Consider the following 12,627-nt stretch of genomic DNA (forward strand, 5'->3'; position numbering starts at 1 on the left):
TCAAACAAATAGCTTTTAACGGTGGGTTCGGTGCCCTCATCAACGTTGGCGTTCAAAATGCACCTAAGTTTCGCCGCAACGTATTTGCACATAAAAGCACATACAAATTGCAAAAAGATAAACATTTTTCAAAAATAGTATATCACATTTAGTGGAAAAGCGGAAAAAAGACCGGCGATAGATTTCAGCTCCCAGCTTCTGAAATAAGGTCGAATAGATGCTCAATCTCTTTCATATCCTGTTCAAGAAGATGGAAACTGTCATGCCGGATTTATATTATATATTATGCATAAAATTGTTGAGCAATATTGCGTACATAATTTTCTGTTTCTTGAAACGGCGGGATGCCTCCGTATTTTTCTACGTTTCCGGGACCGGCGTTATAAGCGGCTAGAGCAAGCTCAATATTATTGTCAAAGCGATCGAGAAGCTGCCGCAAATATTTGGTTCCCCCAAAAATATTTTCTTCGGGATCCATTGGATTGCTGACTCCAAGCGACCTTGCCGTTGCGGGCATCAATTGCATCAATCCCATTGCGCCGGCAGGGCTGACGGCGTTTGGATTGAAATTAGACTCTTGCCTGATGACGGCTTGAATCAGTTTTTTCGGAACGTGGTACGTTTCAGCCGCTTTCGTTATGTATTCATCAAAATCCGTTTTTACAGAAGAATCGTTTGTAGAAGCGATCACATCTGCGCCGGGCTTAGTGATCAAAGGAGGAGCCGAATGATGGTTCTCATAATCTTCTATGATTTCCAAGCCTTCTTTTAACGCTTCCTGGAAAATGACGCCAAATGAATTCAGCGGTTCCTCTTGAAAAAGTGTTTGTGACGACATGGATTGAACGGGAGAAGAGGCGATATTGCCAAGAGCGTTCAATTGCGTGATAAGCCCCAACCAATTGTTATTGACCATAATCCTTCCTCCTTGCTTCGTTATTTCGACATCAGTGCGTTATAAAAACGTTTGATTTTATTTTCCGTTTTTCTGACCGGGATACCGTATTGCTGCAATAGTGATAAGAATTTTTCTTTTCCGACATCATAATTTTCTACTTCATATTCTAGCTCAAAATCTTGAGTATTTAAATACCAACTCTTGTCCAATACGAGAATGCCATCTTTGTAAGGAATTTCAGCACGGCAAGTAGTCAGAGTGCCGAAGCATTTTAATTCTGAAAGTGGAACAGAAGATTGAATCAATGCCGACTTCACTTCTCCATCGGGGATCATGCCGGAAGTCAGCATCATGGTCGCTTCTTCCGAATTTAAAGTTTGATTGGTTTCAAGAAGGCCTTTTTCGTAAGGCTGTTTTAATGTAAGTTCAAAATGGTTGTTAGTTTCGCGAATTCTCAAAGCCATTTTCTTTTCTTTTAATAAAAAAGAAGGTGTATCAAAATAATGGTTTTTATGCGAAAAAAAGTCATTTTGGCTGACGCGGAAACGGTCGGCCAAACGATGGAATTCCTCTTCGGTCAACAGATTTTTAAACTCAATTTCTAGCTGCTTAGGCATGAAACATTCCTCTTTTCCGTTAAAAAATGATAATATAATTATGTCTTGAATCATGAAAAACATCAATGATTGCATCAAAAGTCCTGGAAGGGAGACAAAAGATGAGAAAGAAAATTCACTTTACAAAGTCCGAATGGGATGGAAAAAATCTCATTCTGAAAACCGATCAAAAGGAGACTTTTCCTGCTTTGAAAGCAAGCGGACAAATGATCGTCGATTCCGATCAATTCGCTTTTATTTATTTGGCGGAAGATAAAGACGAATATATATATCTTTACATACACGAGCCTGTTTGGGCGGATTTACATAAAGCGCTGCAAACGGACGCAGCAGTGAAAGCCGATATTGAAGGAGAAATATTGGAATTAACTCAATTTTCTGATGAACTTTCCTATTTAATCCACAACATAGAAGGAAACAGCAATTATGGAGAAGAAATGGTGGCAAAAGTAGAATCTGTTTTTTTCGAAAAGTAACGGCCGGTTATATAGAATAGGGGAAAAGAATATTTTCCTCTTGTGAGGTGAAGAAAGTGAATCACTGGGATCAATTTTTAGCGCCTTATAAGCAAGCTGTAGATGAGCTGAAGGTGAAACTGAAAGGGCTGCGGTCACAATTTGAATTGATGAACATTCCTTCTCCTATTGAGTTTGTTACCGGGCGGGTGAAACCGATCGCCAGCATTTTGGATAAAGCCAATCAAAAAGGGATTCCGCTGGATCAATTGGAAACGCAAATGCAGGATATAGCTGGTTTGCGGATGATGTGCCAATTTGTGGACGATATTATGAAAGTGGTAGAACTTTTGCGGATGCGAAAAGATTTTACGATTGTAGAAGAAAAAGATTATATTTCAAATAAAAAACCAAGTGGCTACCGTTCTTATCATGTGATCATCGAATATCCCGTCCAAACGATTTATGGAGAGAAAAAGATTTTAGCCGAGATTCAAATTCGTACGTTGGCCATGAATTTCTGGGCTACGATCGAGCATTCTTTAAATTATAAATATAAAGGCCGTTTTCCGAAAGAAATCAAAATGAGGCTGCAGAGAGCGGCCGAAGCAGCCTTTCAATTGGATGAGGAAATGTCGCAAATTCGAGAAGAAATTCAAGAAGCCCAGGCTTTTTTCACAAAGAAGAAAGAAGCGAAAAAGGATCACAATGACAAAATATCGGATCAAAAAGGGGGGACAGAAAAATGAAATTTGCGATCACGTCCAAAGGAGATGCGAAGTCCAATGCGCTTATGCACAAAATCCGAACGTATTTGCAGGATTTTGATTTAACCTATGACGATAACCAGCCTGATATTGTCATTTCAGTAGGGGGAGACGGCACGCTGCTGTATGCTTTTCATCGCTACAGTTCAAGGCTTTCCAAAACGGCTTTTGTCGGAATACATACGGGACATTTGGGGTTTTATGCCGACTGGGTTCCCGAAGAAATCGAAAAACTGGTCATCGCGATCGCAAGAACCCCCTTTCAAGTGGTCGAATATCCCCTTCTTGAAATCATTATTCGCTACCAGCACGGAGGAAAAGAAACGAGATACTTGGCTTTGAATGAATCGACGGTGAAAAGCGTGGACGGTACTTTAGTGATGGATGTGGAAATCAGAGGATCCCATTTTGAACGCTTTCGGGGAGACGGACTCTGCGTATCGACCCCTTCGGGAAGCACAGCGTATAATAAAGCGCTGGGAGGAGCCATTATCCATCCTTCTATCAGGGCGATTCAAATTGCAGAAATGGCTTCCATTAATAATCGGGTATTCCGGACAGTCGGCTCTCCGCTTATTTTGCCTTCTCATCATACTTGTATGTTAAAGCCGGTTAATAAAATGGATTTTTTGATTACCATCGATCATTTAACGCTTCTACATAAGGATGTTAAATCGATTCAATATCGGGTAGCGAATGAAACGATCCGTTTTGCCCGTTTCCGCCCTTTTCCGTTTTGGAAGCGGGTGCGTGATTCTTTTATTTCCGAAGATTAACAACGGTGAGGAGCAATATGAAAACCTTTATGCCTTTCAAGCTTGAGTGGGTCATCCATGAAGATGCCGATGGTCTTCTCATTAGAGAATTTTTAGGAAAACAGCATATTTCCAAGCGAGCATTAACCGCAATCAAATTTTCGGGTGGAAAAATAATGGTTGATGGCAAGGAGCAAAATGTTCGCTATCGCTTGAAAAAAGGGGAGCAACTGATTGTCGTATTTCCCCCGGAAACGCCATCTGAAAGTTTGCAGGCAGATAACATTCCGCTTTCGATTGTGTATGAAGATCCATACTTACTCGTGATTTCCAAACCTGCAGGAATGAATACGATTCCTTCCCGGGAGCATCCATCGGGAAGCCTTGCAAACGCACTATTGGGGTATTATGAAAAGAAAGGGATTCAGGCGGCTCCCCATATTGTGACAAGGCTTGACCGCCATACGTCTGGTTTGGTGCTGGCGGTGAAAAGCCGCCATATTCATCATCTTTTCAGCGAAATGCAAAAAAGGCAGGGGGTGAAAAGAACGTATCAAGCCCTTGCGGAAGGGATTTTTTTAAACCAACAAGGAACGATCGAACAGCCCATTGGAAGAAAAGAGTCGAGCATTATTGAACGCACTGTAAGAGAAGATGGCCAGTATGCCTGTACACATTACAAAGTACTTAGGCAATACGACCAATTCGCCCACGTCCAGTTGACACTGGACACCGGGCGGACGCACCAAATTCGCGTCCATCTGTCTTTTATCGGCCATCCGCTGTTGGGGGATGATCTTTACGGCGGGAATACGAGCTTCATTTCAAGACAGGCGCTCCATTGCGCCAATCTTCAATTTCACCATCCTGTATTCCAAAAGGATATGGAGTTTAGTGAACCGTTGCCGTTGGATATGAAACAAATTCTTGCTTTCCATACTAAGATCGACCTCTAGTCTCAGTGGAATCTCAAGAGTTAATCCAGCGTTTCTCGAAATTTTTCGGGGACGAAGGGCATCGTCGAAGGAACGCTCACCGTTTCGAGTTCGGGCCAACGAAAAGCGGTGAGGGCTCCGCCAAATACAGCCCCTGTATCGATATTGGCAGTTCGGTTAAGAATTCGTGGTTCTTTTACAGGAGTGTGTCCGTAAACAATCCAGGCTTTTCCTCGATAATATTTGGCCCAGTCTCTGCGAACGGGAGTTCCGTCCGCATGTTTTTCACCGGTAATGTCGCCGTACAAGACGAAAGTTTTGACGCGTTGATTGTTTTTTCCAATATCTTGTTCACGAATGCCGGCATGAGCGACGATCAATTGGCTTTCGTCTAGAATTTGATAAAGAGGGGCATTTTCATAGAGTTCCATGAACATGCGCCGATAATGGGCGGCATTTTTTTCGTGGAGAGCCTTCAGTTCGGCTACAGTCGTTTCCAACCCATGGGAAATTTGAACACGATTTCCGAGAAAGTAGCGATAGAGCTTGTTGCAGTGGTTGCCTGGCGAATAATAACCAAGTTTTTGTTTCCAAAGCAGGTAGACTGTTTCTATCACTTTCAGAGACTGAGGCCCCCTGTCCGTCAAATCTCCAACAAATGAAAGCACCCTTCCCTTTGGATGGACAGGAATGTCTTTTTTCCAGTCGTATCCAAGTTTTTCGGTCAGCTCTACCAATTCTTGAAAGCACCCATGAATGTCTCCAATAATATCGATGTTCATTTTCAATTCCCCCAAGTCGTCGTGTTTCTTTTTATTCTTTCCTTTTTGTCCATTGAGAAGTACATATTTCGTCTTTTTTCATTATTCAAAATAAAACATAATACGTGGAAAAAGAAAGGAATTGAAAAAGCAATAAGGAAAACGGATAGAACGCAGTGTTTTTTGATTCACATGCAGAATCCGGAAGCCTTTTTATCAGGGCTTTTTTTCTGTATGGAAACATGCTAAACTTTTTATCAGGTTCTAATAACTTGTATTAGGAGGAAACGGAACATGGATCTTTTAAAAGGAAAAACGTTTGTGGTGATGGGGGTCGCGAATAAGCGGAGCATCGCATGGGGCATTGCTCGTTCCCTTCATCAAGCTGGGGCGCGTCTTATTTTTACATACGCAGGAGAACGTTTGGAAAAAAGCGTGAAGGAACTGGCAGAATCTTTAAACGAGGACTCGCTTGTTTTGCCGTGTGATGTCACCAATGACGAAGATATTAAAAAATGTTTCGCGGAAATAAAAAATCGCGTCGGGGTCATTCATGGTCTTGCGCATTGCATTGCCTTTGCCAATAAAGAGGATTTAAGCGGAGACTATGTGGACACTTCCAGAGATGGATATCTTCTCGCTCAAAATATCTCTTCTTATTCATTAACCGCCGTCGCCAGAGAAGCGAAAGAGTTGATGACAGACGGTGGAAGCATCGTCACAATGACGTATTTAGGCGGTGAACGAGTGGTAACCAACTATAATGTGATGGGTGTGGCTAAAGCAGCTTTGGAGGCAAGCGTGAGATATTTGGCTGCGGATTTAGGGAAATATGGAATCCGTGTCAATTCGATTTCGGCAGGACCTATTCGTACGCTATCGGCAAAAGGGATCAGCGACTTTAACTCGATCTTAAAAGTTATTGAAGAACGCTCGCCGCTTAGAAGAACTACTACACAAGAAGAAGTTGGCGACACGGCTGTATTTTTATTCAGCGACATGTCACGTGGAATCACCGGCGAAAATATACATGTGGATTCTGGTTTTCATATTACGGCGCTTTAATCGAGTCGATGGGCTGGCTTGGAAAGGATGCTCTTTTCAAGCCAGCTTTTTTATTTATCAACAAATGGGCGGTCGCAGCATACAATAAGAAAGGTTCGATCAGAATGGAGGGTTGAGAATGGAACAAAGCCAAAGAATCAAACAGTCGAGACCGCCATTATTGTATATCAGTCAGCCTAAATTTCCCCTGCCGAACACTCCGATGCAAAAGCAGTACACGATGGAAATACAGAGGAACGAGACTGTTGCAGAACCACCTATCTTGAACGCGGCAAAAGAACAGGACAATACCTTCGTTAAAGCGGACAAATTGGATGACCATAAAGACGATTCTAATCATCATAGCGGATGATGCCACACAGACATCAAACGAAAGTAATCAAATGAGGAATCGTCCAATGGAGCAGATAGCCTACTTAAAAATTTTCAGTCAGCATTCATTCATTGAAAATAGTAGAATCCTTTACCGGAGCACTCTATTAAAAAAGGATCGAAAGTATCAAGATAAATCGAAATAAAAACCTGTCTGTTTGGATCCCCTCAAGGTAGACAGAAAAAGAAAACAAATGATTCTGTTTACGATTGAGGAGGCTTTTTTATGGAGAAATAAGGAAAATCATATGAAGCGGCATGCAAGAAAAAATCTACTGGCTTATATCTTAAGAATGGGAGATTTGAGACGCAGCAAAAAATAAGGAATCAATCATGCGATGATTCGCCGCCGGGTGAATCTTTTTTATTTGAGAAATTAAAAGGTTTTGAAGATAAGTCTGAATAGGCAGAAACGGAGAATTCGTTAAAAGAACTCTAAAAACATAAAAAGAATAAGAAAAAGAAAAAGCATACATAGTAGTTTCGTTTTTATCTCCTATTCGTTTTTTGCTTTATAATAAAATGATAATATTATTTTATTTTGGAATAAAAGGATATTTTTGGATGGAGAGCAAAAATGAAGGGCCTTATGCTCGTGCTTCTCATCCTGATCGGAGGAGGTTTTCTAACGGACAAGTTTTACTTTCAAAAAGCTGCAGCACAAAAAACCATAATGGATCATATCGAGGAAAAAGGATATGCCGACCGGATAGGATCTAAAAAGATGGTTTATGACAGTAAAAAGGGACTTATTATATGGTTGTTTCCTACAAAGATGAAAAAGGTGTTCGTTACGAATATTTTTGCAATGGCGGTTTGATCCCTACTAAAGTTTTTTGTTGTGGCATATGATCATGATTCAATTGAAAAAGGCACGATAGGAAAAGGGAAATATTTAGAGGAATAACAGCTCCTCAGGCAATAAGCAAGCAGAAAATGGAGAGAAGGATAATGGATAAAAAGATGGATAAAAAGATAAAAGAAAGCAAACTTTTAAAGAAATACGACGAATATAACATAGGGATTGTGTGCGCGCTTATTCTTTTCATTGGCGGGCTTTTAAGAGTCAGTATCTCTATTCAACTATTTTTATTGTCGCTAGTGGCGCTGGTAGACTTAATGGTGGCGGTGATAACGAACAAAAAGAAAGAGATGATCATGGATATTTGTGCCACCGTCCTTTTATGGATTGGCGCTGTGTTTTTAAAATAAAAAGAAAGGGTGAATCATGAAGGAGAAAAGAAATCATGATTTACTGAAGTATGGTTAGAGATTATTTTTGGGTAATGGGATCATTTAGTTTGATACGACTTTTGAACGTAATGCGGCTTTTTGCCGAAGCGTTTATTTGAATATTCGAAAAATAATATTGCTATCAGTCTATCATTTCGACAATTAATGCAAATTTGAACCTAAACCTAACTATCTTTTTGTATCTGAAGAAAGCTGTTTGAATTTGAAAGAATGAATTCTTTCTCTTTAACCAAATGGTTTAATATAGGTGTGATATCTGTTATATTTAACTAATTGGTTAACCATAATAAAGATGATCATTTAAATGAAAGTTTTATGCATTAGCTGTTTCTGAAAGTAGGACAGCTACTAGCGAAACCGTTTGATCTGTTTTTGGCTTCTATTTCAAAACAAGTGAAGATTTTAGAGCGAGCGAATTAGTCCATAAGATTGTAAATGGAAAAACTCACACGTGTTGCTTAAATACCGCATCATTATTTCAAGCTACAGAACGGCTGCTTTTTTTGAGAAATTTTGGAGTAAACGTTTTGATCTTCTTGAGAGTGAGTTATAAAAAACCAATAAAAAAATATTAAATCACCCGTGGTGCCAGATAAAATGAGATCAGCATAAAAATAGCCCTGCACGAAGGATCTCCTTTAAAATGAGAGTGCTACCAAACATTCAATAAGAAGGCAGTGTCACATATCTAATAAATTAAAAACTCATTTTTATTGGCGCTGGATTGGAACAAAATCGTCTATAATATATAGTTATTGTTTCCAATAACTCAAGGGATTATTTTGGCAGTGTTGAAAAAGAGGTTGAAGAGCAGCATACTGTTGCCCTGGCAACCTCATTATTCAACGTTTAAAATGAGCAAAAGAAATTTTTCCTTCTGATTTTGAGCGGTAGATCCCCGAATCTGTCCCCAAAAATGAAGCGGAATTTTTGCATTTAGCAAGTCATTTATACACATAACGAAAGAAAATCCCGCTTGTGTTCCTCATTTAAGACACATATTTCTTAAATTTTTGAATGTCGATTCACAATCAGTTCGGTCTTCTTATTTTTATTTCCGTTTTTTGGAAAACAAACGTGAAAAAAAACCTTTTTGTTTCTCTTTTTCTGCCATGGCGGCTTCGATTCTAGCTTTCCTGATTTCTAAAGCTTGATTCAATGATTTCATGAGTTGTCGATCACGTTTCTCCAATGACTCTTTGATGAATATTTCTTGTTCTTGAAATCGTTCCGTTAATTGTCTATTGAGCTCATTGAGTTCTCGAAGCTCTTTTACTATATCTTCCATCATGTTGAGTTTATCCAATTGATTCATTAACTCATTGAATCGGTTATCATATTGTGTTATATCGCTTGATTCTTGTTGATTTGACTGGACTTGTTTAAGTGTTTCGCCTTCCGCTTCACTTTGTATTTTTTGTTTCTGATTGATTACGATCATTTTCGCCATACGTTCCACTGGCACAGCACTTTTTTTAGATAAACTCTTTACTTCTTTGAAAACAAACACATCGTTATCCGTATAGATCCTGGATCCATTCTCGGTTTTCCTGAATCTATAACCTGCTTTTTCCAATGCTTGTGCATATTTTCTTACCGTCGATTCCGCTATATCGACCATATTCGCTATATCTTTAGTACTGTATTCTTTCCCTACATTATCGCTATTCATGTCCCAATCCCCTCGGATACACATATTCAACACGGGTCATATCGTGTCCTTCAAAGTCATCACACAATCTCGTTTCAACCTTTATCCAACTCATTTGTAATCTATACAATTCATGTTTTAATTGTGTGTTTTTCTCGCCTAGAACGAAAACAGTTTTTTCTTTGTTCATAATAAAACTAAGTAGCTCATCCTCATTAATGAATTTAGCCATTGAGTTATCCATTATTTAATGAGCCAGGATCCAATCATGGATTTTGTCATGTAAGTGAACTGAATTCAAAACCATTTTTTATGATCAATTGGATTATTTGAACAACCACAGTGCACTCATTGTTAGTCGTGATGGGAGAACATGGCTTTTACAAGATGCGGATCTTATAGTTGTTAACCATTTCCATTATAAAATAACGGGTTTGGAAAAAAATAAGACTTAGTTAACAAGCAATGTTGAGGAGATGACGTTATGAACATCGTAAAAGGAATTATGGCCATATTTGTTCTTTTCCTTTGTCTTTCCGGATGCGGCGGCATGGGCAGCAATCACACAAAAGACAGTCAATTGGCGTTGATGAAAACGACGGATCCCGAACCGATAAAATTATCCGACTCTTCCTCTAAGAAAGTAGCTGTCATTAAAAAAGAAGTCAGCCGGATGAATGAAATTTATGATGTTTCTGTGGTGGAAGGGAAAAAGGATATACTGGTTGCTTATAAAGTAAGGCATTTGTCGAGATTTAAAATGAAAACCATCGAAAAGAATTTAAAAGAGAGACTTGAGAAACAATATCCACACGATCATTTCGTTGTCTCAAGCGACTATAAAATATTTTTGGAATCCGTTAGATTGAAGGAAGATTTAGATGCAGGAAAAATATCCAAAAAAGAAGCCAACAAGCGTTTTCGGAAAATAATAAAACTGTCAAAAGAACTTACATAAAGAAAGGAGTATTCAAATGCCGAAACAGCAAAAAACCATGGTTCAACAGGAATATGAAGAAATTGAAAAAAAATATGAAACGAAAAGACCAGTGTTAAAAAATTGCGTGCGGGCTTTTTTCGTAGGAGGGCTGATATGCGCCATCGGACAAGCGATCACGTATTTTTATATTTACTTCTTCGATTTTACAGAACAAACAGCGGGAAATCCGACCGTTGCTACCCTTGTATTCCTGTCGATGCTCCTGACGGGATTTGGGGTTTATGATAGAATCGGTCAATTTTCAGGCGCAGGAAGCGCGGTTCCGGTTACAGGATTTGGAAATTCAGTTATTTCTGCAGCCATTGAGCACCGAACTGAAGGATTCGTTCTAGGAGTAGGCGGCAATATGTTTAAATTGGCCGGATCGGTCATTGTGTTCGGTGTTTTTTCAGCCTTTGTGATCGCTTTAATTAAAACACTTTTGTTCAAATTCGGCGTTTTGTAATAAGGATGAAACATTCAAGTTCGATAGATCTGCCTATTTTTAGGCGCCTTTACACCGCAAAAATAAAGATGAACCATACGATTTCATTGTTCACAAATGCCGTAAGAGGCGTTGGCCGATGAAAGCGACATAACAAATTGAACAGAAAAGGAGTGATCCATATGATCGCCATGTACTTTTGGGCTTTTGTCGTCGGTGGAGCGATTTGTGTTCTCGGTCAGCTTCTTTTTGACGTTGCAAAATTATCGCCGGGTCATACGATGAGTTTATTGGTTGTTTTAGGTGCTATTGTGTCCGGATTTGGACTGTATGAACCGTTGATCGATTTTGCCGGTGCGGGTGCCACTACTCCGATTACCAGTTTTGGCAATTCACTTGTACAAGGAGCGATGCAAGAGGCAAGACGTCACGGCATTGTAGGGGTATTAACAGGAATGTTTGAAGTAACGAGTTCAGGAATTTCCGCTGCCGTCATTTTTGGATTTATCGGTGCACTGCTATTTAAACCAAAGGGATAATCAAAACTTTCGTGGCAAAAGCCTATACAAGAACGTACACCTCCACATATGTTATTAATGAAATCACAAAGTGAGGTGACGATCATGGGCTTCGGATTTGGAGGATACGGTGGCTACGGCGGCTTTGGTGGCTGCGGTTGTGGCGGCTACGGCGGCTATGGCTACGGTGGTTTTTTTGGCGGCTCTACGTTTGTGCTAATCGTCGTGCTTTTCATCTTATTAATCATAGTTGGCGCAAGTTTCTGCTAATTAATGGGTTCACCTATATGGAAAGGCAGAGGGCAACTGGCTCTCTGCTTTTTCAATTGTTGAGGAATTCAGGCTTTCTTTTGGTGCACGAAACGCTAAGGGTTGAATATGATAGCAGTAGCCAAAAGGAGGTCGGTAGAGAAAATGGATAATCAATTTTTTAAGAATATCGAAAAGAAAACAGGCGTCAATATGAAGGATGTCTTTGAATTGGCAAATTCTCTACAAAATGCTGATTTTCGAGATGAAAAAACCGTTCGCCATGTCATCCGCCGAGTTTCACAAATCGCGAACAAACCTGTTTCCAAAGAAATGGAGGATAAAATTGTTCGAACGATTATAAAAGATGGGAAAAAATTAGATTTCAATACAATTTCCCAAATGATGAACAAAAAGTCAGGGAAATAACTTGCTGACTGCCACTAAGTGATGAAAACATTGAAAAATAATTGAATTTTTGGAATGTTATATATAAACAGTGATCGAACATAGACGGGGGCAGCATCCCCCGTTTTATGGATTTGCGGCACCCACTATAGAAAAGGAAGTGAATGATTGTGGGCTATATCAATCCTAATCTTTCGTTTCATACTATCCAGTATCATGAACGGATTAGAAATCAAATGGCACGGCCTTATCAAATTCAAAGCATTCATCCTATAAAAATGAAATCCCCGTTTCAGAAGATGCTTGATAAAAAACTACCGTTGCCAAAAAAGAAAAAACATTCTAGTACCATGACAGAAAAAGAACAAGATATGAGAAAAAAGATCGATTTACGTTGGTAAAATGCCGGACATCCATGACGTTCATTGACATCATACATAAACGAGGCACCCGTTTAGAGGGCGCTGCACATAATGGGAGGTGGATACTATAGATAGT

Annotated in this window: 17 protein-coding genes; 13 read left to right on the forward strand and 4 right to left on the reverse strand. The window is 39.6% G+C overall.

Annotation, left to right across the window (positions count from 1 at the left end; all coding sequences use genetic code 11):
* Nucleotides 1-283: 283 nt before the first annotated feature.
* Both BSM4216_RS04620 and BSM4216_RS04625 read right to left on the reverse strand, forming a co-directional pair.
* The gene (locus BSM4216_RS04620) at nt 284-916 is read right to left on the reverse strand and encodes a lytic transglycosylase domain-containing protein (RefSeq protein WP_053083219.1); all 633 of its coding nucleotides are present in this window, start codon (nt 914-916) and stop codon (nt 284-286) included.
* 20 nt (nt 917-936) lie between these two features.
* Nucleotides 937-1,515: a CYTH domain-containing protein gene (locus BSM4216_RS04625; protein ID WP_048622895.1), complete on the reverse strand. Its 579-nt coding sequence runs from the start codon at nt 1,513-1,515 to the stop codon at nt 937-939.
* Nucleotides 1,516-1,616: 101 nt separating this feature from the next.
* Between BSM4216_RS04625 and BSM4216_RS04630 the strand changes: the two genes are divergently transcribed.
* The 4 genes from BSM4216_RS04630 to BSM4216_RS04645 are packed head-to-tail and all read left to right on the forward strand — an operon-like array spanning nt 1,617 to nt 4,448.
* Nucleotides 1,617-1,991 carry a UPF0738 family protein gene (locus tag BSM4216_RS04630; protein WP_082142253.1) on the forward strand — a complete coding sequence of 125 codons (375 nt, stop codon included), beginning with the start codon at nt 1,617-1,619 and terminating at the stop codon, nt 1,989-1,991.
* 56 nt (nt 1,992-2,047) lie between these two features.
* Nucleotides 2,048-2,719: a GTP diphosphokinase gene (yjbM, locus tag BSM4216_RS04635; protein ID WP_048622897.1), complete on the forward strand. Its 672-nt coding sequence runs from the start codon at nt 2,048-2,050 to the stop codon at nt 2,717-2,719.
* Complete coding sequence (locus tag BSM4216_RS04640) at nt 2,716-3,513, forward strand: NAD kinase (RefSeq protein ID WP_003353645.1); 798 nt, start codon at nt 2,716-2,718, stop codon at nt 3,511-3,513. The genes yjbM and BSM4216_RS04640 overlap by 4 nt, the downstream gene beginning before the upstream one ends.
* A gap of 17 nt (nt 3,514-3,530) precedes the next feature.
* On the forward strand, nt 3,531-4,448 hold the full coding sequence (locus BSM4216_RS04645) for an RluA family pseudouridine synthase (RefSeq protein ID WP_244878041.1): 918 nt from the start codon (nt 3,531-3,533) through the stop codon (nt 4,446-4,448).
* A gap of 20 nt (nt 4,449-4,468) precedes the next feature.
* On the opposite strand, the gene prpE is transcribed toward BSM4216_RS04645, so the two are convergent.
* The gene (gene prpE, locus BSM4216_RS04650) at nt 4,469-5,209 is read right to left on the reverse strand and encodes a bis(5'-nucleosyl)-tetraphosphatase PrpE (protein ID WP_048622898.1); all 741 of its coding nucleotides are present in this window, start codon (nt 5,207-5,209) and stop codon (nt 4,469-4,471) included.
* A 273-nt stretch (nt 5,210-5,482) separates the two neighbouring features.
* On the opposite strand from prpE, the gene fabI reads away from it, so the two are divergent.
* From fabI to BSM4216_RS04675, 4 genes are all read left to right on the forward strand, one after another.
* On the forward strand, nt 5,483-6,253 hold the full coding sequence (fabI, locus tag BSM4216_RS04655; protein WP_048622899.1) for an enoyl-ACP reductase FabI: 771 nt from the start codon (nt 5,483-5,485) through the stop codon (nt 6,251-6,253).
* A gap of 118 nt (nt 6,254-6,371) precedes the next feature.
* Entirely contained in the window at nt 6,372-6,605 is a 234-nt protein-coding gene (locus tag BSM4216_RS04660) for a hypothetical protein (protein ID WP_048622900.1), read from the forward strand.
* A gap of 597 nt (nt 6,606-7,202) precedes the next feature.
* Nucleotides 7,203-7,445, forward strand: a complete 243-nt coding sequence (locus tag BSM4216_RS04670) for a hypothetical protein (RefSeq protein WP_048622902.1) — start codon at nt 7,203-7,205, stop codon at nt 7,443-7,445.
* 131 nt (nt 7,446-7,576) lie between these two features.
* Nucleotides 7,577-7,837 carry a hypothetical protein gene (locus BSM4216_RS04675; protein WP_048622903.1) on the forward strand — a complete coding sequence of 87 codons (261 nt, stop codon included), beginning with the start codon at nt 7,577-7,579 and terminating at the stop codon, nt 7,835-7,837.
* A 1,093-nt stretch (nt 7,838-8,930) separates the two neighbouring features.
* On the opposite strand, the gene BSM4216_RS04680 is transcribed toward BSM4216_RS04675, so the two are convergent.
* Nucleotides 8,931-9,551: a MerR family transcriptional regulator gene (locus tag BSM4216_RS04680; protein WP_048622904.1), complete on the reverse strand. Its 621-nt coding sequence runs from the start codon at nt 9,549-9,551 to the stop codon at nt 8,931-8,933.
* Nucleotides 9,552-10,014: 463 nt separating this feature from the next.
* Between BSM4216_RS04680 and BSM4216_RS04690 the strand changes: the two genes are divergently transcribed.
* From BSM4216_RS04690 to spoVIF, 5 genes are all read left to right on the forward strand, one after another.
* Nucleotides 10,015-10,488: a YhcN/YlaJ family sporulation lipoprotein gene (locus BSM4216_RS04690; protein ID WP_082142254.1), complete on the forward strand. Its 474-nt coding sequence runs from the start codon at nt 10,015-10,017 to the stop codon at nt 10,486-10,488.
* 16 nt (nt 10,489-10,504) lie between these two features.
* Nucleotides 10,505-10,975: a stage V sporulation protein AC gene (spoVAC, locus tag BSM4216_RS04695; protein WP_003353629.1), complete on the forward strand. Its 471-nt coding sequence runs from the start codon at nt 10,505-10,507 to the stop codon at nt 10,973-10,975.
* A gap of 161 nt (nt 10,976-11,136) precedes the next feature.
* Entirely contained in the window at nt 11,137-11,493 is a 357-nt protein-coding gene (gene spoVAE, locus BSM4216_RS04700) for a stage V sporulation protein AE (protein ID WP_048622906.1), read from the forward strand.
* Between the two features lie 84 nt (nt 11,494-11,577).
* A complete protein-coding gene (locus BSM4216_RS16175) occupies nt 11,578-11,742 on the forward strand; it encodes a YjcZ family sporulation protein (RefSeq protein WP_061778486.1) in 165 nt (54 codons plus the stop codon).
* Nucleotides 11,743-11,886: 144 nt separating this feature from the next.
* Nucleotides 11,887-12,150 carry a sporulation-specific transcription regulator SpoVIF gene (gene spoVIF / locus BSM4216_RS04705; RefSeq protein WP_003353626.1) on the forward strand — a complete coding sequence of 88 codons (264 nt, stop codon included), beginning with the start codon at nt 11,887-11,889 and terminating at the stop codon, nt 12,148-12,150.
* Nucleotides 12,151-12,627: the final 477 nt, after the last annotated feature.

This window comes from Bacillus smithii (assembly GCF_001050115.1).
Taxonomy (GTDB): Bacteria; Bacillota; Bacilli; order Bacillales; family DSM-4216; genus Bacillus_O; species Bacillus_O smithii.

Excerpts from the sequence above, each read along its gene's own strand:
- BSM4216_RS16175 (WP_061778486.1), top strand. The coding sequence starts at position 11,578 with ATGGGCTTCGGATTTGGAGGATACGGTGGCTACGGCGGCTTTGGTGGC.
- spoVIF (WP_003353626.1), top strand. The coding sequence starts at position 11,887 with ATGGATAATCAATTTTTTAAGAATATCGAAAAGAAAACAGGCGTCAAT.
- spoVAE (WP_048622906.1), top strand. The coding sequence starts at position 11,137 with ATGATCGCCATGTACTTTTGGGCTTTTGTCGTCGGTGGAGCGATTTGT.
- BSM4216_RS04645 (WP_244878041.1), top strand. The coding sequence starts at position 3,531 with ATGAAAACCTTTATGCCTTTCAAGCTTGAGTGGGTCATCCATGAAGAT.
- BSM4216_RS04680 (WP_048622904.1), bottom strand. The coding sequence starts at position 9,551 with ATGAATAGCGATAATGTAGGGAAAGAATACAGTACTAAAGATATAGCG.
- BSM4216_RS04620 (WP_053083219.1), bottom strand. The coding sequence starts at position 916 with ATGGTCAATAACAATTGGTTGGGGCTTATCACGCAATTGAACGCTCTT.
- BSM4216_RS04630 (WP_082142253.1), top strand. The coding sequence starts at position 1,617 with ATGAGAAAGAAAATTCACTTTACAAAGTCCGAATGGGATGGAAAAAAT.
- BSM4216_RS04675 (WP_048622903.1), top strand. The coding sequence starts at position 7,577 with ATGGATAAAAAGATGGATAAAAAGATAAAAGAAAGCAAACTTTTAAAG.
- BSM4216_RS04660 (WP_048622900.1), top strand. The coding sequence starts at position 6,372 with ATGGAACAAAGCCAAAGAATCAAACAGTCGAGACCGCCATTATTGTAT.
- BSM4216_RS04670 (WP_048622902.1), top strand. The coding sequence starts at position 7,203 with ATGAAGGGCCTTATGCTCGTGCTTCTCATCCTGATCGGAGGAGGTTTT.
- prpE (WP_048622898.1), bottom strand. The coding sequence starts at position 5,209 with ATGAACATCGATATTATTGGAGACATTCATGGGTGCTTTCAAGAATTG.
- BSM4216_RS04625 (WP_048622895.1), bottom strand. The coding sequence starts at position 1,515 with ATGCCTAAGCAGCTAGAAATTGAGTTTAAAAATCTGTTGACCGAAGAG.
- spoVAC (WP_003353629.1), top strand. The coding sequence starts at position 10,505 with ATGCCGAAACAGCAAAAAACCATGGTTCAACAGGAATATGAAGAAATT.
- BSM4216_RS04690 (WP_082142254.1), top strand. The coding sequence starts at position 10,015 with ATGAACATCGTAAAAGGAATTATGGCCATATTTGTTCTTTTCCTTTGT.
- BSM4216_RS04640 (WP_003353645.1), top strand. The coding sequence starts at position 2,716 with ATGAAATTTGCGATCACGTCCAAAGGAGATGCGAAGTCCAATGCGCTT.
- fabI (WP_048622899.1), top strand. The coding sequence starts at position 5,483 with ATGGATCTTTTAAAAGGAAAAACGTTTGTGGTGATGGGGGTCGCGAAT.